At 61.2% G+C, this 23,372-nt stretch carries 16 protein-coding genes; 11 read left to right on the top strand and 5 right to left on the bottom strand.

The features are described 5' to 3' along the window. Positions 1-3: 3 nt before the first annotated feature. From I554_RS0103090 to I554_RS0103105, 4 genes are all read left to right on the top strand, one after another. Positions 4-1,758, top strand: a complete 1,755-nt coding sequence (locus tag I554_RS0103090) for a NirA family protein (protein ID WP_024577991.1) — start codon at positions 4-6, stop codon at positions 1,756-1,758. Continuing rightward, positions 1,758-3,374: a sulfite reductase subunit alpha gene (locus I554_RS0103095; protein WP_024577990.1), complete on the top strand. Its 1,617-nt coding sequence runs from the start codon at positions 1,758-1,760 to the stop codon at positions 3,372-3,374. Before I554_RS0103090 ends, I554_RS0103095 begins: the two co-directional genes overlap by 1 nt. A 183-nt stretch (positions 3,375-3,557) precedes the next feature. Then, positions 3,558-3,710: a hypothetical protein gene (locus I554_RS27160; RefSeq protein ID WP_192817726.1), complete on the top strand. Its 153-nt coding sequence runs from the start codon at positions 3,558-3,560 to the stop codon at positions 3,708-3,710. 31 nt (positions 3,711-3,741) lie between these two features. Continuing rightward, positions 3,742-6,447 carry a nitrate reductase gene (locus I554_RS0103105; protein ID WP_024577989.1) on the top strand — a complete coding sequence of 902 codons (2,706 nt, stop codon included), beginning with the start codon at positions 3,742-3,744 and terminating at the stop codon, positions 6,445-6,447. Here the strand turns inward: I554_RS0103105 and I554_RS0103110 are convergent. Genes I554_RS0103110 through pxpB form a run of 3 tightly spaced genes read right to left on the bottom strand, consistent with a single transcriptional unit; the run spans position 6,431 to position 8,948 of the window. Beyond that, positions 6,431-7,198 carry a 5-oxoprolinase subunit PxpA gene (locus I554_RS0103110; protein ID WP_024577988.1) on the bottom strand — a complete coding sequence of 256 codons (768 nt, stop codon included), beginning with the start codon at positions 7,196-7,198 and terminating at the stop codon, positions 6,431-6,433. The genes I554_RS0103105 and I554_RS0103110 overlap by 17 nt on opposite strands. A gap of 20 nt (positions 7,199-7,218) precedes the next feature. After that, the gene (locus I554_RS0103115; RefSeq protein ID WP_024577987.1) at positions 7,219-8,232 is read right to left on the bottom strand and encodes a biotin-dependent carboxyltransferase family protein; all 1,014 of its coding nucleotides are present in this window, start codon (positions 8,230-8,232) and stop codon (positions 7,219-7,221) included. After that, positions 8,229-8,948 (bottom strand): 5-oxoprolinase subunit PxpB, encoded by a 720-nt coding sequence (gene pxpB / locus I554_RS0103120; protein ID WP_024577986.1) that lies wholly within the window; start codon positions 8,946-8,948, stop codon positions 8,229-8,231. The genes I554_RS0103115 and pxpB overlap by 4 nt, the downstream gene beginning before the upstream one ends. A 173-nt stretch (positions 8,949-9,121) precedes the next feature. Between pxpB and I554_RS0103125 the strand changes: the two genes are divergently transcribed. After that, positions 9,122-9,826, top strand: a complete 705-nt coding sequence (locus I554_RS0103125; RefSeq protein ID WP_024577985.1) for a ribonuclease activity regulator RraA — start codon at positions 9,122-9,124, stop codon at positions 9,824-9,826. Between the two features lie 54 nt (positions 9,827-9,880). Here the strand turns inward: I554_RS0103125 and I554_RS27545 are convergent, their stop codons facing one another. After that, positions 9,881-10,096 carry a hypothetical protein gene (locus tag I554_RS27545; protein ID WP_024578158.1) on the bottom strand — a complete coding sequence of 72 codons (216 nt, stop codon included), beginning with the start codon at positions 10,094-10,096 and terminating at the stop codon, positions 9,881-9,883. Between the two features lie 236 nt (positions 10,097-10,332). On the opposite strand from I554_RS27545, the gene I554_RS0103135 reads away from it, so the two are divergent. Further along, complete coding sequence (locus I554_RS0103135) at positions 10,333-11,178, top strand: SDR family NAD(P)-dependent oxidoreductase (RefSeq protein WP_024577984.1); 846 nt, start codon at positions 10,333-10,335, stop codon at positions 11,176-11,178. A 91-nt stretch (positions 11,179-11,269) separates the two neighbouring features. Continuing rightward, positions 11,270-11,467, top strand: a complete 198-nt coding sequence (locus I554_RS0103140; protein ID WP_024577983.1) for a hypothetical protein — start codon at positions 11,270-11,272, stop codon at positions 11,465-11,467. 64 nt (positions 11,468-11,531) lie between these two features. Here the strand turns inward: I554_RS0103140 and I554_RS0103145 are convergent, their stop codons facing one another. After that, a complete protein-coding gene (locus I554_RS0103145) occupies positions 11,532-12,389 on the bottom strand; it encodes a transglutaminase-like cysteine peptidase (RefSeq protein WP_024577982.1) in 858 nt (285 codons plus the stop codon). Positions 12,390-13,119: 730 nt separating this feature from the next. On the opposite strand from I554_RS0103145, the gene I554_RS25920 reads away from it, so the two are divergent. From I554_RS25920 to I554_RS0103165, 4 genes are all read left to right on the top strand, one after another. Continuing rightward, complete coding sequence (locus I554_RS25920; protein WP_051358569.1) at positions 13,120-17,793, top strand: VCBS domain-containing protein; 4,674 nt, start codon at positions 13,120-13,122, stop codon at positions 17,791-17,793. Between the two features lie 145 nt (positions 17,794-17,938). Continuing rightward, positions 17,939-19,702, top strand: a complete 1,764-nt coding sequence (locus I554_RS0103155; protein WP_024577979.1) for a type I secretion system permease/ATPase — start codon at positions 17,939-17,941, stop codon at positions 19,700-19,702. Continuing rightward, positions 19,699-21,093, top strand: a complete 1,395-nt coding sequence (locus I554_RS0103160) for an HlyD family type I secretion periplasmic adaptor subunit (RefSeq protein WP_024577978.1) — start codon at positions 19,699-19,701, stop codon at positions 21,091-21,093. Before I554_RS0103155 ends, I554_RS0103160 begins: the two co-directional genes overlap by 4 nt. Positions 21,094-21,112: 19 nt before the next feature. Then, entirely contained in the window at positions 21,113-23,365 is a 2,253-nt protein-coding gene (locus I554_RS0103165) for an adenylate/guanylate cyclase domain-containing protein (protein WP_024577977.1), read from the top strand. The last annotated feature ends 7 nt before the right edge of the window (positions 23,366-23,372 follow it).

Raw genomic sequence — 23,372 nt, forward strand, 5'->3', positions numbered from 1 at the left:
GACATGTCCAGCGATTTTTCTCCGGACCAGAAGCGATATCTCGAAGGATTCGTGTCAGGGCTCTCTGCCTCGCGTGTTGCACGCACCAATGCGCCGACGAAGTCCGAGCCGGTTGGGCCTGACGCCATTCACATCAAGGCACAGGACCGCGCCGTTGCCGCTGGCGGCAAGCTCAACGATCAGGAGAAATTCAAGCGCGAGGAGCATCCGTTCGATGCCTATCCGCGGCTGGTGAAGCAGGCGGAGAACAACGAAGCGCCGAAGCCGCCGGACAATTTCCGCTGGCGCTATTACGGCATCTTCTACGTTGCGCCGACGCAGGCATCCTACATGTGCCGCATGCGGATTCCGAACGGCATCCTCAAGCACTGGCAGTTCGCAGGTGTGGCCGATCTCGCCGAGAATTTCGCCGGCCCTTATGCGCATGTAACCACGCGCGCCAATCTCCAGCTTCGCGAGATCGAGCCGAAGAACGCAATCAACATCATCGAGGGGTTGCAGGATCTCGGTCTTTGTTCGCGCGGTTCTGGCGCTGACAATATCCGCAACGTCACCGGTACATCGACTGCGGGAATCGATTCGCAGGAGATCCTCGATACGCGGCGTTATGCCCGCGAATGGCATTTCCACATTCTTAACGACCGTTCGCTGTACGGCCTGCCGCGCAAGTTCAATGTGGCGTTCGACGGAGCAGGGCGCATTGCGACTCTGGAAGAGACCAACGACATCGCGTTTCAGGCCGTCGAGGTGCTTGATGGTCACGGTGTCGAGCCCGGCATTTACTTCCGGCTGGCGCTGGGCGGCATCACCGGCCATAAGGATTTCGCCCGCGACACCGGCGTCATTCTGAAGCCGCAGGAAGCGACCGACGTTGCCGACAAGATCGTGCGCGTCTTCATCGAACACGGCGACCGGACCAACCGTAACAAGGCGCGGCTCAAGTACGTGCTGGACTCGTGGGGCTTCGACAGGTTTCTCGCCGCCGTCGAGGAGAAGCTCGGCCGCAAGCTGGCGCGTGTCCCCGCGGAAGCCATCGCACCGCGCCCGGCCTATGATCGCCTGGCCCATATTGGCGTGCACCCGCAGAAGCAGGCAGGCCTGAACTGGATTGGCGTTGCGCTGAAGCTCGGACGGTTGTCACCGGAGCAAATTCGCGGACTTGCAAAGCTCTCGGCGGATTTCGGCGATGGCGATATCCGTCTTACGGTCTGGCAAAATCTGCTGATTTCCGGAGTGTCGGACGGCAACGTTGCGACCGTCACCGCTGCCATCGAGGCTTTGGGGTTGGCGACAACGACGTCCGCACTGCGTGCCGGCCTGATCGCGTGCACAGGAGCGACCGGTTGCCGCTTCGCCGCGGCTCACACGAAGGAGAGCGCCGACGAGATTGCCGCGTGGTGTGAGGAGCGCGTGCCGCTGGAAACGCCGGTGAACATTCATCTCACCGGATGCCACCATTCATGCGCGCAGCACTATATCGGCGACATTGGCCTGATCGGTGCACGTGTTCCGATCAATGACGATGGTGACACCGTCGATGGGTATCACCTGTTGGTGGGCGGCGGGTTCGGTACCGAAGCTACGATGGGCCGCGAGCTGTTCCAGAACGTGAAGGCGGTGGATGCACCGCGTACCGTCGAGCGTGTGTTGAAGGCGTATGTCGCCAATCGTGCCTCCGAAGACGAGACGTTTATCGCTTTCGCCAAGCGAACCGAGATCGACGACCTCAAGCGCATGACCGAACTGGAGGCTGTGTGATGAACCAGATTACACCTCCTGCGCAGCTTCAGATCATTCCGGAAACCGCGCCGTTTTCGCAGGAGCAGCGTTCCTGGCTCAATGGGTTCTTTGCCGGTCTCGTGTCGCTTGACAACGCCGTGACGCCGCTGTCGGCGGAGCAGGGCGCGGCGGTGATGAATGGCGCCGTTGGCGATGGCGATGACGGCGAAGCGCCATGGCACGATCAGACCATGCCTATCGCGGAGCGCATGAAACTTGCCGAGGGGCGTCCGATCCGCCGCAAGATGATGGCGGCGATGGCGCAGCAGGATTGCGGCCAGTGCGGTTACAACTGCCACGATTATTCGGAGGTGATCGCCAACAAGTCCGAGGCACGGCTCAACCTCTGCGTTCCGGGCGGCAAGGAAACCGCACGGATGCTCAAGTCTCTTTACGAGGAGCTCGAGAAAGCGCCCGCTGCCGCATCAGCGCCTGCGAGTGCACCCGCCGCAGCGCCTGTCGCCGCCGCGCCGACGGGAGAACCGGGCCGATCGCGTGACAATCCCGTAAAGGCTTCCTTCCTGTCGCGCCGCCTGGTCAACAAGCCCGGCTCGGAAAAGGAGACCTGGCACATCGAGTTCGACCTTTCGCAGGCTGGTCTCGATTATGTCGTCGGTGACTCCTTCGGCGTGTTCGCCGCCAACGATCTCGGTCTCGTGGACCAGATCATTGCAATGCTCGGCGCGTCGCACATGACGGAAGTGAACGGCAAGCCGCTGCGCGAGGTCTTGCTCAACGATGTGTCCCTGTCTCCTGCGCCGGATACGCTGTTCGAGCTGATTTCGTTCGTGACCGGCGGCGCACAGCGCGAGAAGGCGCGGGCGCTGGCGTCGGGCGATGATCCGGACGGCGATGCAGCCAATCTCGACGTGCTGGCGGCATTGCAGAAGTTTGCCGGCGTCCGACCGCATCCCGAAGCCTTCATCGAGGCGCTGGAGCCATTGCAGCCACGGCTGTACTCGATCTCGTCGTCGCATAACGCCACGCCGGGCAAGCTGTCCCTGACCGTCGATGCGGTGCGCTACGTCATCGGCAAACGCAAGCGCCTTGGCCTTGCATCGACGTTTCTCGCCGAGCGGATCAATCCCGGCGAGCAGCTTGGTGTCTACGTTCAGAAGGCGCATGGCTTCGGCCTGCCGCAGGACCCGAACACGCCGATCATCATGATCGGTCCGGGCACCGGCATCGCGCCGTTCCGCGCGTTCCTGCATGACCGGCAGGCGACCAAGGCGCCGGGCCGAAACTGGCTGTTCTTCGGCCATCAGCGCAGCGAATACGATTTCTTCTATTCCGATGAGTTGAACGCGATGAAGGCATCCGGTCTGCTGACGCGGCTGTCGCTGGCCTGGTCGCGCGATGGCGCAGAGAAATTCTACGTGCAGGATCGGATGCGCGAGGTTGGCCGCGAGCTGTGGAACTGGCTGGCGGACGGCGCGCATGTCTATGTCTGCGGTGACGCCAAGCGAATGGCGAAGGATGTCGAGCGCGCGCTGGTCGACATCACCGCGCAGTTCGGCGCGCGATCGACGGACGAAGCGATCGCCTTCGTAGCCGATCTGAAGAAGAAGGGCCGCTATCAGCAGGACGTCTATTGATGGCAGGCAGGGGTAAATCGCCGGTTCCGCCGGAGACAGTTCATCCTCTGCAGACCGTCAGGGGAGGAATTTTCTCTCCTGTGGCGCAGGGCGGGGCAAGTTTATCGTCTTTTCGCGGCGCGCCTTGTAAGTGGCTGATAAAGCAATTCAATATCGTCTCACGTGATCGGTTGGAGATCGGCGATGAGCGATATTGCGTCTGGAATAGAAGCCCATGCCCGGGCGGCCTCCGCCCAAGCGGAGCCGGACGATCGCGTTCATACGCTCGCGGTCTACAGCGCGCTCGCACTGATCGCTGCCATCGTGTTCGGCACGCTCTCGTACCATCCGTTCTGACCTCTGATCCGTTTGTCGTGCGGGGAACCGCATGACAAACGCCGGTCCATCCCTCGCTCCCACAAAAACCACCTGTCCTTATTGCGGCGTTGGTTGCGGCGTAATCGCCGCGCCCGACGGCAAGGGCGGCGCGACAATCGCGGGTGATCCCGAACATCCGGCGAATTTCGGCCGGCTGTGTTCCAAGGGCTCGGCGCTTGGCGAAACTCTGGGCCTCGGCGAGCGATTGCTGGATCCCATGATCCGCTGCTCGAACGGCAAGCTTGAGCAGGTGGCGTGGACCGATGCTCTGGATCACATCGCCAACCGGCTTCAGCACATTATCGCCAAGCATGGACCCGGATCGGTCGGCTTCTATCTGTCAGGCCAGTTGCTGACGGAGGATTACTACGTCGCCAACAAGCTGATGAAGGGATTCATTGGCACGGCCAATGTCGACACCAACTCGCGGCTCTGCATGTCCTCGTCGGTCGCAGGGCATCGCCGCGCCTTCGGCTCGGACACGGTGCCCGGTTGCTACGAAGATCTCGACCAGGCCGATCTGCTGGTGCTGGTCGGGTCCAATGCAGCGTGGTGTCATCCGATCCTGTTTCAGCGGATGATCGCCAACAAGCAGACGCGAGGCGCGCGTATCGTGGTCATCGATCCGCGTCAGACCGAGACGTCAGGCGACGCCGATCTGTTTCTTGGTCTTAAGCCCGGTACCGATACGGCGTTGTTCAGCGGACTGCTGACATACCTCGCGGATAACGGCGCGCTCGACCGCGCCTACATCGAGGAGCATACGGCCGGGTTCGATCAAGCATTGGCGAAGGCGCGCAGCATTGCCGGCAGCATTCCCGCGACTGCGCTCGCGACGGGCCTCTCCGAATCCGACGTCGCGGCTTTTTTCCAGATGTTTGCCAAAACGCCGCGTGCCGTGACGCTCTATTCGCAGGGGGTCAACCAGTCGGCGCAAGGGACCGACAAGGTCAATGCGATCATCAACTGCCATCTCGCGACCGGGCGTATCGGCAAGCCGGGGGCTTCACCGTTCTCGCTGACTGGTCAGCCGAACGCCATGGGCGGCCGTGAGGTCGGCGGTCTCGCCAATCAGCTCGCCGCCCATATGGGGTTCACGCCGCCGGACATCGACCGCGTACGCCGGTTCTGGAAAGCACCGCACATCGCCACCCATGAAGGGCTCAAGGCGGTGCAGATGTTCCAGGCCATCGGCCGCGGCGAGATTAAGGCGCTGTGGGTGATGGGCACCAACCCCGCCGTGTCGCTGCCGAACGCGGACGCCGTGCGCGCAGCGATGCGCAAGCTCGATCTGCTGGTGATTTCCGAGAATGTGCAGTCCAACGACAGCATCAATTCCGGCGCACATGTGCTGCTGCCCGCACATGCATGGGGCGAGAAGTCCGGTACGGTGACCAATTCCGAGCGGCGGATCTCACGTCAGCGCGCATTCCTGCCGCCACCGGGGCAGGCGAAAGCGGACTGGTGGATCATGAGCGAGGTTGCGAAGCGCCTCGGTTACGGCGCGGCATTCGCCTATAACTCAGCCGCCGACATTTTCCGCGAGCACGTCGAGTTGTCGGCGTTTGAAAATGGCGGCAGCCGCGATTTCGATATCGGGGCGATGGCGTCGGTTGCCGACGATGAGTTCGACACGATGCCGTCGTTCATGTGGCCGGCTCCGAAAGGAACGACAGAACCGCAGTCGCGCTTCTTCGCCGACGGGCGATATTTCACGCCGGATCGCAAGGGGCACTTTATCGCGCCGGACGTGCCGGTGCTCCGCGGAGAAATCTCGGCGGCGCGACCCCTGCGGCTCAACACCGGACGCATCCGCGACCAGTGGCACACCATGACGCGCACCGGTCTCAGTCCGCGTCTCGGTCAGCATCTGCCCGAACCATATGTGGAGATTCATCCGGCCGACGCCGCGCAGGCTGACATCGTTGACGGTGGTTATGCGCGTCTTGCGACCGATCTCGGGCAGTGCATCCTGAAGGTCGTCGTCAGCGAGCGGCAGCAGCGCGGCATGCTGTTCGCGCCAATTCACTGGAGTCAGGAAAATTCTGCGTCCGGGCGAATAGGGGCGCTGGTTGCGCCGTTCACCGATCCGTTCTCCGGTCAGCCGGAGAACAAGGCCACGCCGGTCGCGATCGAGGCGGTTGCGTTCGCGCAACGCGGCTTTGTGTTGTCACGCAAGCCCGTGGCGTTTCCGAAAGGCGTGTGGTGGTCGCGCGTGGCGGTCACCGGCGGATATGGTTATCTGCTCGCCAGCAATCTCGATGCCACAAACTGGAGAACCTTTCTCGCGGCGCAGGGCGAGACAGGACACGTCGCCGAGTACGAAGATGCGGCTCACGGGGTGTACCGCGCGGCACAGTTCTCCGGCGACATGCTTGAAGCCTGCCTGTTTATCGGGCCGGCGTCCGACGCGCTGAATTGGGACGCGGTAAAAGTGGCATTCGCTGCAGAAGCGGTCAGCGACGACCAGCGGCGACTTCTGCTGTCTGGCAAATCAGCGGATGGCGTCGCGAGCGATGGTCCCGTGGTCTGCGCCTGCTTCGGCGTCGGGCGGAATGCGATCTGTGGTGCAATCGCGGAAGGTTCGCGTACTGCGGCTGACATCGGCGCAAAACTGAAAGCGGGCACCAATTGCGGCTCGTGCATTCCGGAACTGAAGCGGCTGATCGCGCAGACAGACGTCGTTCAACCGATGGAAGCTAGCGCCGCGAGTTGAACGGCGCGACGGTAACGCCGCTATTCTCCAGTTCAGTGCGCACCCTGCGTGCGATGTCGACCGCGCCGGGCGTGTCGCCGTGAATGCAGACGGTATCGACCTTCACCGGAATGATTTTCCCGGATGCGGCAGTGATGGCATTGTCCTGAACCATGCGAACCACACGCTGCGCGATCTGGTCGGCGTCATGAAGAACCGATCCCGGTTTGCTTCGTGCCATCAGTTGCGCGTCGTCCTCATAAGCGCGGTCGGCGAACACCTCATAAATCAGCTTCAGCCCGGCGGCTTCGCCCGCGCGGACCAGCGCGGTGTTTGGTAGCACCACAAAATAGAGGTTCGGATCAACAGCCTTGATCGCAGCCGCGATAGCGCGCGCGGTCATGTCGTCTGCGCATGCAACGTTCGAGAGCGCGCCGTGCGCCTTGACGTGGGTCACCTTGTGACCGGCCAGTGCGGCGACCGCCTGCAAGGCGCCGATCTGGTAGGCAACCATGGTCTCGATCTCGGACGATTTCAGCCCCGGCACCGGCCGCCGCCCGAAACCGTGCAGATCGCGGTAGCCCGGATGCGCGCCGATGCTGACGCCGCGTTCCTTTGCGAGCTTCGCAGTCCTGAGCATGATGTCGGAATCACCGGCGTGAAAACCGCAGGCGACATTGACGCTGCTGGCGAGGCCGAGCATGGCGTCATCGCTGCCCATGTCCCACGCACCGAATCCTTCGCCGAGATCGCTGTTGAGATCAACGCTCATGATACGCCTCGTGAATCAGGTTACGGCTCGTCGATGGCATTCACCGCGACGCCGGCGACATTGGCCTTTTGCAGTTCGATAAGATTGAGGCTCGATCCACCCGCGGGATGAAGGCGGCCGGGCAGGTCGTGGATGAATTTCGCAAGTTTGCGCGCTTCGGTCTGCGCGTCCTCGACACTGACGGCCTTGAAGCGAATGATGGCGCCAGACTGCGCCTGCGCCAATCGTCCAAGGTCGGAGCTGATCACTGTTGCGATCTTGGGATAACCCCCGGTCGTCCCGTGATCCGCCATCAGCACGATGGGCTGTCCGTTACCCGGCACCTGAATGCTGCCGTGAACCGCGCCGTCGGAAACAATGTTATGGCCGCCTGGGTGAACAACTTTCGGTCCTTCCAGCCGATAGCCCATGCGGTCGCTGGTGGCGGAGATCCGCCACTCGCTGTTGAGAAACACATCGCACGCAGCGCCGAACTCGTCATCCTGCGGTCCCATCACGACGCGAATAGGTGCCTGTGGAATGTCGAACGTATCCAGCGCGCGCTCGTGCGGGGCAATCTGCGCGGTTCCGACGTCCAGCGCATCGCCCACCTGCAGCGGGCGCGGGAAGGGACTGCCGAGATCGGCGCGAGCGTTGACCGACAGGCTTCCGAAAACCGGCTCACCCGCGATGCCGCCTTCGATCGCGAGATAACTAAACATGCCATTCCGCGCTGCGCCCAGCCTGAGCGTTTCGCCCTCCGCAATCAGTGCTGTTTCATTCGTCAGCAGCGGCGAGCCTGCAACGTCCGCGACGCGCGCGGCTCCCGATAGTGCGACGCGCACGGCTCCGTTGCGTGCCGTGAAAGCGGTCGCGAATGGCCCGATCTCAATGGCCGCGGCCAGCGGAGAATTTCCTGCAAGAGTATTGGCCATCGCCAGCGACACACGGTCCATCGCGCCGCTGGTGGTGAGACCGTAGCGTTGTGCGCCGAACCTCCCGGCATCTTGAACCGAGGTTGCGGGCCCGGTTGTAACGACGACGAGTTTGCTCATGACGCAATCAGTTCGGCGACGGCTTCGCCTTGCTCAGCAGCGCGATCAAGCGAGGCAAATTCATTGGCCTTGATGGCATGGAAGGTGACGGCATCTCCTGGCTCCATCAGGAACACCGGATCGCGATGCGGATGGAAGGTGCGGACAGGCGTTCGCCCCAGCAGGTGCCAGCCGCTTGGAGCGGCGAGGCACTGCACGCAGGCCTGCACGCCGCCGATGGAAATGGTGCCGGGCGGTGTTTCGGTCCGCGGGGTCTCACGCCGCGGCGTGGCGATGGTGGGATCGAGGCCGCCGAGATATGCGAAGCCCGGCGTGAAGCCGATCATTGCGACGCGGTAGTCGCCGCCGGTATGCTTGGCGATCACCTCGGAAGTCGAGATGTTATGCGCACGCGCGACATCGTCGAGGTCGATACCGTGCTCACCGCCATAGACCACCGGAACACGCCAGCGCCTGATGACGGCTTGCGCGGGAACGGGCCGCTGCGCGAGCGTCAGCAGTTTCTCCGACAGGGTTGCGAAATCGATCCGCAGCGGATCGTAATGAACCAGCAGCGAGCGATAGGTCGGAACAGTCTCCGTGACCCCGGTGACGGCTTCGCGGGCGACTTCGCGATCAAGCGCAAGGACCTGCCGGTTGACCACCGGATCGATTCTGCGGCCGAATTCGACCACCAAGGCAGTGTCTCCAGACGGGAGGATGCGGGGCGGGGTCATCGACGGGCCGGATCTCGATATCGACGCCCCTTTGTCCGATACTCCAGGTCAAATGGCAAATAAGTTGGTGTTATCGCCGCACATAAGCGGACATTACCGGTCACGCGAATGTCGCCTTGACGCCAAGCCGGGCTTTCGCAAAAAGGCGTGGCACACCACACCGGAGTTTTCCCATGTCGCTCTCGCCTGAAGCCATCGCCACGCTCAAGAAAATCACGACTGCCACCATCACGACCATCCTTCTCAAGAAGGGGCTCCGCAATGTGTGGCTGCGTGGGTCGCGGCCGTTGCGTCCGGGACAGGAGCGTCTGGTCGGTCCGGCCTTCACGCTGCGCTTTGTGCCGGCGCGGGAAGATCTTGCGACGCCGGAATCGTGGTCGAAGCCGATTTCAACCCGGACCGCCATCGAAGCGATGCCGCCGGGCTGCATCGCCGTTGTCGACGCGATGGGCATCACCGACGCGGGCATCTTCGGAGACATTCTCTGCGCGCGCATGGCGAAGCGCGGCGTCACGGCGCTGGTGACGGATGGCGTGGTGCGCGATGTTGAGGGCGTGCTCGGCACCGGCCTGCCGGTATGGTGCGACGGGGCTGCTGCACCGCCGTCGGTCGCCGGACTGACGTTCGTCAATTGGGGCGAGCCGATCGGCTGCGGCGGGGTCGCCGTGTTTCCCGATGACGTGATCGTGGCCGATCAGGATGGCGCGGTGCTGATCCCGCAGGCATTCCTCGAGCTGATCCTGACGGAAGGTCCGGAGCAGGAGGCGATGGAGGGCTGGATCGTCAACGAGGTCAACAACGGCGCGGAACTGCCCGGCCTCTATCCCATGAACGCCGAGACCAAGGCGCGTTACGCTGCTTCCAAGGCGAAGAAGTAAGCATCAGGTCGGCGCGGGGCGTGATCGCGTCTGAAGGCTGCTGCGGCTCTTCAGTCAGGATCGCGCCTCCCGGGGCCGCCTCCACCCGACGACCATCGCTTCGACAAGACTTCCGGATTCGCTGTTGCGCCATTCGCCGTTGACCCGGCGGCATGCGAAGGGAAGCTGATAGGTCCCGCTCTTATCCTCGCATAAAACCTGCACCGCCTCATCGGGAGACGGTTCGCCATTGCCATCAAATTCTGCAAGTCTTTGTAGACGTGTTGCCATCGGCAAAATTCCTTTCCGCGAAAATGCGACGGCTGCAACGCGCGTGCTCCGCGGTTCCACCCCGACGCGACGGATAACGATCAAAGTAAGACGCCTGCGCGTGTCCATTTTAAGACATTCGCAAATTTACATTTCATGTTTGAATCGGTTGCTTGCGATGATTGTTCGTCGACGCTGGTTCTCGCTCACCCGATTGTGAGATGATGGCGTCAGCCAAAAGAATCATTGGGGGAAACATGCAGGAACTCGCCGGCAAGACAGCGTTCGTGACGGGAGGTGCCAGCGGCATCGGTTTCGCACTCGGCCGGGCCTTTGCGGAAGCCGGCATGAAGGTGATGCTCGCCGATATCGAAACGGACGCATTGGCCGCTGCGGTAAAAAGCCTTCACAACATAGGTCCGGAGGTGCGCGGTATCGACTGCGATGTCACCGATATTGTCAGCGTCGAACGCGCCGCGAAGGCAACATATGACGCATTCGGAAACGTACACATCGTTTGCAACAATGCCGGTGTCGCCGCTGGCGGCGGAATTGACAACATCTCGCTGGATAGCTGGCGATGGGTGCTCGATGTCAACCTCCTGGGCGTCGTGCACGGCATCCGCACCTTCGTTCCGCACATCCGTGCCCACGGCGAGGGCGGTCACATCGTCAACACGGCCTCGATGGCCGGCATGGAGAGCGCATTGGGTTTCAGCCCCTACACCGCAAGCAAGTTCGCGGTGGTCGGCATGTCTGAGGGGCTCGCGCTACAACTTGCGCCGTTCGGAATCGGTGTCAGCGTCCTCTGTCCAGGATTCGTCCGCACGCGGATCGGAGAGAGCGGACGTAACCGGCCGGAACATTACGGTCAGACAGAAACGCCAGATCCCGCAACTCCGCTAGGCATGATGGTCGCCCACATTGCCGAACTGATCCAGTCAGGGCTCGACCCGTCGGACGTTGCCGCGCGTGTGCTGACTGCGATCCGCGCGAACGATCTCTATGTATTTACTCATCCTGAGATGCGCACCGAGGTTGAGGGCCGGTTCGCCGCCATAGGGGCAGCCATGGACAAGGCCGCCGCCCTCAAGCGTGGCTGATTTTCTCGCGAAACACCCGGGTTTCGGCAATCCGGACAAGCATTGATTCACTTGTTCCCGCCGAACATCGGCGTCGGAAAGGAGTGGACCCATGCGTCAGCTTATTCTCGCAATCACAGGCGCGGGCGGCATCTTCCTGCTCGCCGGCGCCACCCGGAACCGCGGCTGGGCTCTGGCCGACGAAGTCTGCCGTCAGGGAGCGACCCTGTGCGACAACCCCGGATGGCTGCTCGTTACACTCGCTGCCTTGTTGTTTGTCGCGACCATTAAAACCATCGCCAAAATCTGAGCGATGGACACAGATCAGTTAACCGGACCGTGAGCCAATCCGGCCGGGCCTCGTCAGATGTCCGTTACATCGCGAGGGTCTGACAGAACTCGTCGAATGCAGAACTATCCATGCTCAACGCGGTTTCCGATGTTCCGGGACCGGCGGCGACTTCATGCTGCGCGATCTCGGCCGGGCGCGCCTGCGTGACCTGTGCGGCGTTCGCGAACATCGGCTGTTCAAACCGTTTCGTGCCTTCCGCGTCGATCGCGAAGAGCGGGCGGTATTTGTCGAAACCGTTGTCCTCGAGCATGATGAAAGTCCGGTTGTCGAGCACACGCCACTGTCCTTCGAACCGGGCTGCAACCACGGCATGGTCGTCGCCGGTTGCGGTCTCGCGGATGATCAGAAGGCGAACATCCTCGGCGGCAACGCCGGCGGCGCGGAGCGCAACGAGCTTGGCAATCGCGTAATCTTCACAGTCGCCCGCGCCAGCCGCGAGTGTCGCCAGCGGTGACTGCCAGTAGTCCTCGACGCCGTATTGAGCACGATCGCTGACCGGCCGGATGGCAAGGTTGAAAGCGCGGTTGATTTCGCCGAACCGGGCAAGGCCCTCACGGCTGGAAGCCATCTTCACGATTTCAAGGAATCGGAGGGCCGGCTGGGATGCGCAGTGTCCAGGATCGCCGGCGCAGCCGGCAATGACCTCGGCTTCGGCCGCGATGGAGCGCTCAACCGTCAGCCATTTGGCGCGAAGCGGGCCGTCGGCCAGGGTCGAGGTCGGCAGCCCAAACGGCTCCGTAGCCGTGCCCGGCCGGTCCTTGATAGCTTCGCTGTACGCATCGTGCACGGCGTGAGGCGCCCCGTGAGCAACGCCGCTCAAGGTGCTGATAACAATCACGAATGACAGTGCGCTCGTGCGCAGAACATTGAAAGCCGACATGTGACGCCCCGTGTCCGGGCATCGGCTTGCAGAGATATGCGAGCTCGTGACCGGATCATTTCGTCACAAGGAGTAGGCGCGATCCCCTTTTCGACGGTTTAAACGAGGGGCTAATCCGCCATTTGGATTCAAATATGCGGAACTAACGCTGACCACATTGTCTAAAATTGTAGATAGGGCTAACGGCGCGGCTGACCGTGTAAATCGCCAAAACACGTAAGTGTTTGACGTATTGTAGAGCGTACAGCACAAGTCTATTTTGATATATCGATTGTATAGTTTGGTTATCTTGCGTTTATTTTTGTGCGTTTCTTCAGGCTTTTAGGCTGGATTGGCCTTTCCTCACCCGGGGATGATTTTGCGGAGCAGCATGAATTATCGACTTTATCCCATGACGCTAGAAAGTAGTGGCGGAATAGCCAAGTCATGACCCCGCAGCTTTACTTAACGCGGCCATGTAAAACCATGCCGTTTAGTTCAATTCACTATGGGGCTGCGGTCTTTGATGCTATGAACCGGTAATTCTAAATTTCTTAAGAATAATTTTCAGACGGGCGGGCTGAGTTTGAATTTTTCCGGACCATTTGACGCCGGGTTAGCGCACGACTCCCCAGTTTCGCTGGGCGGGGAGCGATTCTCTTTTGATCCGAAACCAGGATTCGTTCAGCATCACGCGTCGGACAGCCACATCGTTGTTCCCGACGCGCATCTGCTGTTCTCTGGCGAGTATATGCGGATCGGCAGCGACCTGATCATTTCGGGCGACGGCCAGAAATTCGTCGTCGGAAACTACTTCAAGGGTGACGCACGGCCAGTCCTCGCCACCAAGGACGGCGCGACCCTTGCCGGTCACATCGTTGATGCGCTGACCGGCCACGTCCACTACGCGCAGGCCACAGCGCCGGCACAGGCTGGACAGATCATCGGTCACGTCCAGAAAATGTCCGGAAGCGCCACCGTCATCCGCAACGGCGTATCGGTCGAATTGCGTGTCGGGGACGCCGTGCAAAAAGGCGACGTGGTCCAGACCGGATCCGACTCTTCGATCGGCATGACGTTTGTTGATGGCAGCGTGTTCGGCATGACGTCGAACGCACGCATGGTGCTCAACGAAATGATCTTCGATCCGAACGGATCGTCGAACTCATCGCTGATCAGCCTGGTTCAGGGCACCATTACCTTCGTTGCGGGACAGACCGCCAAGAACGGCAACATGCGCGTCGAGACGCCGGTTGCCACGATGGGTATTCGCGGTACGGCGGTGCTGGTGGAAATCGGCGCGAATGACGGACCGACAAAATTTTCGGTGCTGGTCGAGCCTGATGGGCACACGGGTTCCTACAATCTCTACGACAAGACGACCGGCCAACTTATCGGCACGGTGTCGCAGGCCGGGCAGGTGACCTATGTTTCGGTTAGCGGCATCGGTCAGCCTCCGACGGCGATCGAACAGCTCAAGACGCTTGCGGATCAGGAATCTGCGAAGGCCCTGATCCAGGAAGTCTTCAAGCTGTACTTCCCGAACTACAATCCGGACAACTCCAATCCGAAGTCGCAGAAAACCGGATTTGGCTCTCCCGGCGACAACATCAATCCGTTTGCGTTCTACAAGCCTTTGCAGGACCTCGGGCCACCGAAGGTCATCACAATTCCGGGCGTCGGAGTCGATCCCGTTACCGGGCAGCCAAATCCCTCGAGGACTTTCTACAACACAAAGGCGCAATTTTCGGCGCTCCCTGTTTTCGCGGATCAGGCGTTCGCTCCGACGATCAGGGTTTTCAACTTCAAGGACGTGGTCAAGATCGACGACCCGGATATCGGCAGTGCGCCGTTCTACGATATCGGTGTTCCATTCGTCGCCGGCAGCGCCATCATCAAGAGCGCAGTCAGCACGGTCGGCTATCTCAGCGAAGCTTTTCTGAAACCGCTGCTTAACATCAACCAGACCACAGGCATCGTCTCCTTCGATCGCGAGCAGTTCAATTTCCTGGACGACGGCCAGACCGTCACCTTCAAGATCCAGGTGACCGCGACATCCGGACCAGATACCGGCATCGTTGAAATCCCGATCACGATTACGGGCGCCAACGACGCGCCGACCATCGTGGGAGGAACTGCGACGATCATCACCGGCGCGGTCAAGGAAGACGTCCCGGTCACGTCGGGTCATATCGAGGCAGACGGCACGATCACGTTCAAGGACGTCGATCTGACCGATGCACACACCGCCACCGTCGAACTGACATCGACGACCAGTTCAGCCCTGCCAGGCTTTGTCAGCGGGGCTGGAAATGCCCCGACGACGACCAAGATCGGAACATTCACCATTGATCCGGTCTCGGAGAGCACCACGGATACCAACAACCAGGGCTCGGTTGGCTGGCACTTCTCGCTGGACGACAACGATCCCACGCTGCAGTCGCTGGCTGAAGGCCAGACGATTACACAGGTCTATACGATCACGATCAAGGACGACAACGGCGTCCCGGTCACACAAACCGTCACGATCACCATCACCGGCACCAACGATGCACCGGTGCTGACGGCCGACGCGTCGATTCATCAGGCCGACGAGGTTCCCGACACAACAGGCGCGCCGAATTCGGTCGTCGATGTTGCGACCGGCACGCTGGCGTTTGCCGATGTGGACCTCTCCGACACCCATACGGCGAGCGCCGCGCTTCAGGGCGCCTCATCAGTGGTCTGGTCGGGCGGCAGTTACAACGACATTCCGCAGGCAACCCGCGATGCCCTCAATGGCGCGGTGACGGCCTCGGTATCGGAGAACAATACCGATACCAACAACCAGGGCTCGATCAGCTGGGAATTCAAGCTGCCGGACCATCTGTTCGACTTTCTGGCGAAGGGGCAGACCCTGACGCTGATCTACGATGTCACGGTCACGGACAACAACGGCCTTTCGTCGACAAAGCAGATCACCGTTCAGGTCGGCGCCGCGAATGACCAGCCCGTTATTTCTGTCATCGACAACGGCGCAGCAGTCAAGGAAGACGTCGATCCTGTCGGTGGTATTCTGAAAGACCACGGCTCGGTCACGTTCACCGATACCGACCTGACGGATACCCATACGGCGCACGTTGCCTACAACAACGATGCAGCGGGAAGCGCAGGTGTCTCTCCTGCATTGGCTCTCGCGCTGGCAACCGCACTGACGGTTCCTTCGTCGCCCCTGGCTGCGGGCGATCACGACTTCAACTGGGATTTCGCGCTGGATACCAATCTGATCCAGTACCTCGCGGAAGGCGAGACAATTACGGCGACCTATACGATCACTGTCAAAGACAACAGCAGCAACAGCAACGATACGTCGGTTGCCAAGACTGTCACTGTTACGATCACCGGCACCAACGATACGCCGACGATAACCAGCGGCACTGCTGCCGCCAGTGCCACGGTCCCGGAGTTGACGGCCACCACCGGATCCGCGACGTTGGATCCGGCCGGCGGCACCGTAACCTTCGCCGATGTCGACCTGACCGACACACATCAGGTCACGCAATCGTCCGCTATTTTCGACTGGTCGGGCGGGACATTGACGTCAATCCAGATCAATGACCTGACAAACGCAAGCGCGCGTACGCTGGTGCCGCATGACAGCACAGGGACGGGCAGTGGGTCGGTTGACTGGACTTACAAGATCACGGACAGCGCGCTGGATTTCCTGGCGGATGGCCAGACCCTCACGGTTACCTACGACATCACCGTTGCCGATTATCATAACGGCGTCGCTACTGGCACCTCGACCAGCCAAACGGTGACCGTCACCTATACCGGTTCGAATGACGAGCCTGTCGTCAGCGGCACCGTGTCCGATGCGCTGGTAGTCGAGGATGCTCCGGTCAGTGTTTTGAATGCGCTGGCCAACGCTTCGGACGTCGATGACGGAGCGACGCTGTCTGTGGTCAACGTGCCCGGCGTCGATGTCCCCGGTTCACTGCCTGCCGGTGTTACCTACGATGCCGTCAATCATACCTTTACGCTCGACCCGAACAACGCCGCCTATCAGCATTTGGCCGAGGGTGCGACAACGACGGTAACCGTCAACTACGGTGTTTCGGACGGCATTGTCACCACGCCGACGCCGGCTTCGGTGTCGTGGACGATCACAGGGACGAACGACGCACCGGTCGTCAGCGGCGTGGTGTCTGATCCGTCCGCGGTTGAGGACGGATCGACGCGCACACTTGATGCGCTGGCTAACGCGTCGGATGTCGATGACGGAGCGACGCTGTCTGTGGTCAACGTGCCCGGCGTCGATGTCCCCGGTTCACTGCCTGCCGGTGTTACCTACGATGCCGTCAATCATACCTTTACGCTCGACCCGAACAACGCCGCCTATCAGCATTTGGCCGAGGGTGCGACGACGACAGTAACCGTCAGCTACAGCGTTTCGGACGGCATCGTCACGACGCCGACGCCGGCTTCGGTGTCGTGGACGATCACAGGGACGAACGATGCGCCGGTCGTCAGCGGCGTGGTGTCTGATCCGTCCGCGGTTGAGGACGGATCGACGCGCACACTTGATGCGCTGGCTAACGCGTCGGATGTCGATGACGGCAGCACGCTGTCCGTGGTGAACGTACCCGGCACGTTGCCTGACGGCGTGACCTACGACGCTGTCCACCACACCTTTACGCTCGATCCGGGCAACGCCGCCTATCAGCATTTGGCCGAGGGTGCGACGACGACAGTAACCGTCAGCTACAGCGTTTCGGACGGCATCGTCACGACGCCGACGCCGGCTTCGGTGTCGTGGACGATCACTGGAACGAACGATGCGCCGACGATAGATGCCAATGGTTTCCAGACCGCGCAAAGCAGCGGAACGACCACCATTTCGAATCTCTCGGTCGCCGATCCTGACGCCAGCGATACCTTCACCGTTACGGCAACCGCGGATCACGGCACTGTCACGTTCAGTCCCAGCTCCGGCGATCTGGCAACAGTGAACGGAGCGCTGGGGACGGGCATCGCTTACACACCGACGGGAACGCCGGCTACCGACAAAGTTGCGCTAACCGTGACCGATGCTGCGGGGGCGCACGATACGGTGAACTTTATTTTCAACGTGTCCGGAACCGGTCCTGTCACCCTGCAAGGGACATCGGACAAGGACGTCTTTTTCGCGACGGGCTATCAGGACACCTTCGTGTTCGCGCCGAGCTCCAATCAGGACGTCATCACAAACGGCTTCCAGGCCGGTACCGACAAAATCGATTTGCAGGCGTTCTCGTCCATCAATGCGACGGCTCTGGCAGACATCCTGACCAACGCCGATCACACCGGCGGCGATACGCTGCTTCACATCAACGGCACGACGGATACGTTGCTCTTGAAGGGCGTTGCCGCCCTGAATGCGAGCGATTTCATTCTCCATGCGTGATTTGAGAATGGGCCGGAAACATTAACTTCGATCATGTTTCCGGCTGCAATAAATACCCGTGTCGTGGCATGATAGGCTGGTCACAGCGCCACATTTCATGAATTCCAGATTGGCGTCCTGACAGCAGCCAAACGGCCAGGTATCGATGCAGCCCGCGAAGACATCACATCAGGGGCATTCGCCCCGTTCCGAACTGGGAACGGCGCTTCGCGCCTGCCGCAGCGCGTTTGTCGGTGTCGGCGTGATGAGCTTGGTCATCAACATTTTGTATCTCACCGGCTCGTTCTTCATGCTGGAGATTTACGACCGCGTGCTGCCGAGCCGCAGCATCCCGACGCTGGTCGGCCTGATCGTGCTGGCAGGTGGCCTCTACCTCGTTCAGGGTATCCTCGATCTGATCCGCGGCCGCATTCTGATCCGCATTGGATCGGCGCTGGACGAGATGCTGAGCCGACGGGTCTATGACATCGTGGTGCGGATGCCGCTCGTTATCGGCAACCGCAGCGAGGGACTTCAACCGCTGCGCGATCTCGACAACGTCCGCTCGTTCCTGTCAGGAATGGGGCCGGGGGCATTGTTCGACCTGCCGTGGCTGCCGCTTTATCTCGCCATCTGTTTCGCATTCCATCCGCTGATCGGCATCACCGCGCTGGTCGGCGCCATCATTCTGATCGCGCTGACCATCCTGACCGAATACCTGACCAACGAGCCCATGAAGCGCTCGACAGGGTTGGCGATGCGGCGGCAGGATCTTGCGCTCGCCAGCCGCAGGAATGCCGAGGTGCTCACCGCGATGGGCATGGCCGGGCGCGTCGGCAAGCGATGGGATGAATCCAACCGCGACTATCTTGCGAGCAACCAGCGGGCGAGCGACGTCGCCGGCGGCCTTGGCGCCATCGCCAAGGTCATGCGCATGATGCTGCAGTCGGCGGTGCTCGGCGTCGGCGCGTATCTCGTCATCAACCAGCAGGCGACCGCGGGCATCATCATCGCAGGTTCGATCCTGAGCGCCCGTGCACTGGCGCCGGTCGATCTTGCCATCGCCCACTGGAAAGGGTTCGTAGCGGCCCGCCAAAGCTGGCACCGTCTCAACCGTCTGCTCGGCATGTTGCCGGAACAGGCGGCGCCAACGCTGCTTGAAGCGCCGACAAACAGACTTATGGTCGAAACGCTGACCATCAGCCCACCCGGCGAACAGAAGGTGGTCGCCCAGGATGTCACGTTTGCGATCGAGGCCGGGCAGGGCGTTGGCGTCATCGGCCCGAGCGGGTCGGGCAAATCATCGCTGGTGCGCGCTCTGGTCGGCGTATGGCAGCCGCTGCGCGGCAAAGTGCGGCTGGACGGCGCGGCGCTGGACCAATGGTCGCCGGAAATTCTCGGCCGACATATCGGTTACCTGCCGCAGGATGTCGAACTCTTCGCCGGTACGATCGCCCAGAACATTTCGCGGTTTGAGGACAATGCCTCTCCGGAGCACATCATCGCCGCGGCGAGGGAAGCGCGCGTCCACGATCTCATCATCGGTATGAAGGATGGCTACGACACCCAGATCGGCGATCAGGGCAGCGTGCTGTCGGCGGGACAGGCGCAGCGCATCGCGCTGGCTCGCGCGCTGTATGGCAATCCATTCCTGGTCGTGCTCGATGAACCGAACTCCAATCTCGACAGCGAAGGCGATGTGGCGCTGAACAAGGCTATCCTTGCGGTGCGCGCGCGAGGCGGTGTCGTGGTCGTCGTCGCCCATCGTCCGATCGGCATCGAGAGCGTCGATCTCGTGCTGGTCATGAAGGACGGGCGGGTGCAGGCCTTCGGGCCGAAGGACGCCGTTCTCGGCCAGGTGTTGCAACGTCCTGCGGCAGCGCCGCCTGCGATCAAGATCGTTTCCGACAAGGGAGGAGCGCAACCATGAAGCCGACGCTCGCCGGGACGGAAAGCATTGTCCGCCGCATCTTCAGCGCCCTGTTTTCGCCGCTGGAGCGGCTCTCTATCTTTAAAAGCCTGGATAAGCCCGGATCGCGAGGATCAATCCGGTTTCATCTGATTGTCGGACTCGTCGTCGTCACGCTGCTGACGTGCGGGATCGGCGGCTGGGCCTCGACGGCGCAAATCTCCGGCGCGCTGATTGCGCCGGGCTCGATCGTGGTCGATTCCAACGTCAAAAAGGTCCAGCACCCGACCGGCGGTGTCGTCGGCGAGGTGAGGGCGCGCGATGGTGACCGCGTCAAGGCCGGCGACGTTGTGGTGCGGCTCGACGACACGGTGACCAAGGCAAGCCTCGCGATCGTCACCAAGGGCCTCGACGGGCTGCTGGCGCGTCGTGCGCGGCTGCTGGCGGAGCAGGATGGTGCGGACCGCATAACCTTTCCACCCGAGTTAATGGATGCCTTCGCCAACCCGGATGTGCGGGCGCTGATCGGGAACGAGGTCAAGCTGTTTCAGGTTCGCTCATCAGGCCGCGTCAATCAGAAGGCCCAGCTCAAGGAGCGCATCGCGCAGCTCAAGGAAGAAATCGGCGGGCTCGAAGCGCAGGAAAATGCCAAGTCCCGTGAGATCGAACTCATTCAGAAGGAGCTTATCGGCGTCCGCGATCTGTTCGCCAAGAATCTCGTGCAGATATCGCGTCTGACCGTGCTGGAGCGTGACGCCGCGCGGCTCGACGGCGACCGCGCGCAATTCATTGCGCAGAAGGCACAGGCGAAGGGCAAGATCACCGAAATCGAACTGCAGATTATCCAGATCGACAAGGACCTTTCCAGCGAAGTCTCCAAGGAGATGCGCGAGATCAACGACAAGATCGGCGAGTTCGTCGAACGCAAGGTTACCGCCGAGGATCAGTTGCGCCGCATCGACATTCGCGCACCGCAGGACGGCATGGTGCTTCAGTCGACGGTTCATACTGTAGGCGGTGTGATCACCGCCGGTGACGCGATCATGCTCATCGTGCCGGAATCCGATAACCTGTCGGTCGAGGCCAAGGTGAACCCGCAGGATATCGATCAGCTCAGGATCGGACAGAAGACGCTGTTGCGGCTTTCGGCCTTTAACCAGCGCACCACGCCCGAACTGAACGGGACCGTCAGCCGCATTTCGCCGGACACGACGACGGACCAGCGCACCGGACAGAGCTACTACACCATTCGCGTGTCGATGCCGCCGGAAGAAGTGGCCAAGCTCGGGGAGGTCAAATTGATTCCGGGCATGCCGGTCGAGGCCTTTGTGCAGACCGGCGAACGAACCATGATATCCTACCTTGCGAAGCCGCTGAGCGACCAGCTCATGCGTGCTTTCCGGGAAAAGTGACGGGTATCGGTTTGACGGCATGATGCGGGCAGTGTGGAAATCGTCGGTCCGGTTCGTTGCGCGTATCCGCATGTACGCCAGGCATTTCGGCTACGGGCGGTTGCTGTCGCTTTTGCTTCTGATCGCATTTCTCGGTGTACGGGTCGTCGATCCGATCCCGCTGGAGGAGTTGCGGGTCCGCGTTTTCGACGGATATCAAATCCTCAAGCCGCGCCACAGCACACAGCGTCCTGTTGTCATCATCGACATCGACGAAAAAAGCCTCGCCAAATTTGGGCAATGGCCATGGCCGCGAACAAGGGTGGCTGATCTTGTCCAGAGGCTGACCGATCTCGGCGCAGCCGCTATCGCTTTCGATATCGTGTTCGCGGAGCCTGACCGGCTGTCGCCGGGACTCGCTGCGGACGCGTTTCGTGACCTTGATGAGGAGAGCCGAAAGAAGCTTCGGGCCCTGCCGAGCAACGATCGGGTGCTTGCTGACGTTTTACGTAAATCGCCCGCCGTTCTTGGTGAGTCCGGTCTGCCGAAATTTGTGCCGCAGCCAGAATTGAACCTGCCTCTGACGGGATTGGCGACGTTGGGCGGCGACCCGCGTCCATTCCTTCTGCAATTCCCCGGACTACTTCGAAACATCCCTGCGCTGGAAGAGGCCGCTCCGGGCCGCGGGTTGTTCACGATCCGCACCGAGCGCGACGGCATCGTCCGCCGGGTTCCGATGATCATGCTGGCGCAAGGCGAATTGATGCCTTCGCTGACATTTGAAATGCTGCGCATCGTGACCAAGTCCGACACCATTCTGGTCAAATCGGACGAGGCCGGCGTGAAGAGCGTGGCGGTCCCCGGATTTGAAGTCCCGACCGACCGCAACGGCCAGCTCTGGGTGCATTTCGCCAAACACGATGCGGCGCGTTATGTGTCGGCTGCCGATGTGCTGGACGGCAAGGCCGGTCCCGACCTGATTTCACGCAAGCTGATCCTGATCGGTACGTCGGCCGTCGGATTGCTCGACGTGAAGACAACGCCTCTCGATCCCGTGATGCCGGGCGTCGAGGTCCACGCACAGGTGCTGGAAGCGGCGTTGACGCGCTCGGTACTGTCGCAACCGAACTATGCGGTCGGCGCCGAGCTGCTGGCCGCGATCCTGTTCGGGATCGCCATCATCTGGCTCGCACCAATTCTCAGCGCCATCATGCTTCTGCTGTTCGGCGCCGTCATCGTCAGCATCATGGTGGCGACATCCTGGTACTTCTTCTCCGAACATCGGCTGCTGATTGACTTTACATTTCCATTGATCGCGAGCACCGCGATCTATCTGGTGCTGGTGTTCAGTAGCTATTTCCGTGAACAGGCTCAGCGCCGCCGCATCCGTTCCGCCTTCGGTCAGTACCTGTCGCCAGCGCTCGTCGAACAGCTGGCGCAATCGCCGGAAAAACTCGTGCTCGGCGGCGAGGAGCGCGACATGACCATCATGTTCAGCGACGTGCGCGGTTTCACCACGATCTCCGAGTCGTTCAAGAACGATCCGCAAGGCCTGACTTCCCTGATGAATCGGTTCCTGACGCCGCTCACCAACGCGATCCTCGATCGCAAGGGCACGATCGACAAGTATATGGGCGACGCGATCATGGCGTTCTGGAACGCCCCGCTCAGCGATCAGGAACATCAGATCAACGCCTGCAATGCGGCACTCGACATGATCGATCGCATCGAAGCGCTGAATGTCGAGCGGGAGCGGGAAGCGAATGAAGCCGGCAAGCCGTTCATTCCCATGAAGGTCGGAATTGGCCTGAACACCGGGACCTGCGTGGTCGGAAACATGGGATCGAACCTCCGGTTCGACTATTCGGTGCTGGGCGACAGCGTGAACCTGGCCTCGCGCCTCGAGGGACAATCGAAATCCTACGGCGTGCCAATCATCGCCGGGTCGGCCACGGCGCTCGCGGCCAAGGACAAATTCGCGATTCTCGAACTCGACTTCATCACGGTGAAGGGCAAGAAGGAGCCCGAGGTGATTTACGCCATCGCCGGGCGGGAAGACGTCGCGAAATCCGGACAGTTTCAGCGGCTTCGCAATCTGTGCATCGAAATGCTGGCGTGTTACCGCGGCCGCGACTGGGAGGGTGCCCTTGCTGCGATTGCGAAGGCCCGCATGGCCGACGAAGCGAAGACCTTCTCTATGCTTTACGACCTCTATTTCGAGCGTATCAAGGCGTTCCAGGAAACCCCGCCGCCTGACAACTGGAACGGTGTCTTTGCTCTGACAACCAAATGATGGGTGA

This window comes from Afipia sp. OHSU_II-C1, assembly GCF_000497575.1.
Classification (GTDB): domain Bacteria; phylum Pseudomonadota; class Alphaproteobacteria; order Rhizobiales; family Xanthobacteraceae; genus Afipia.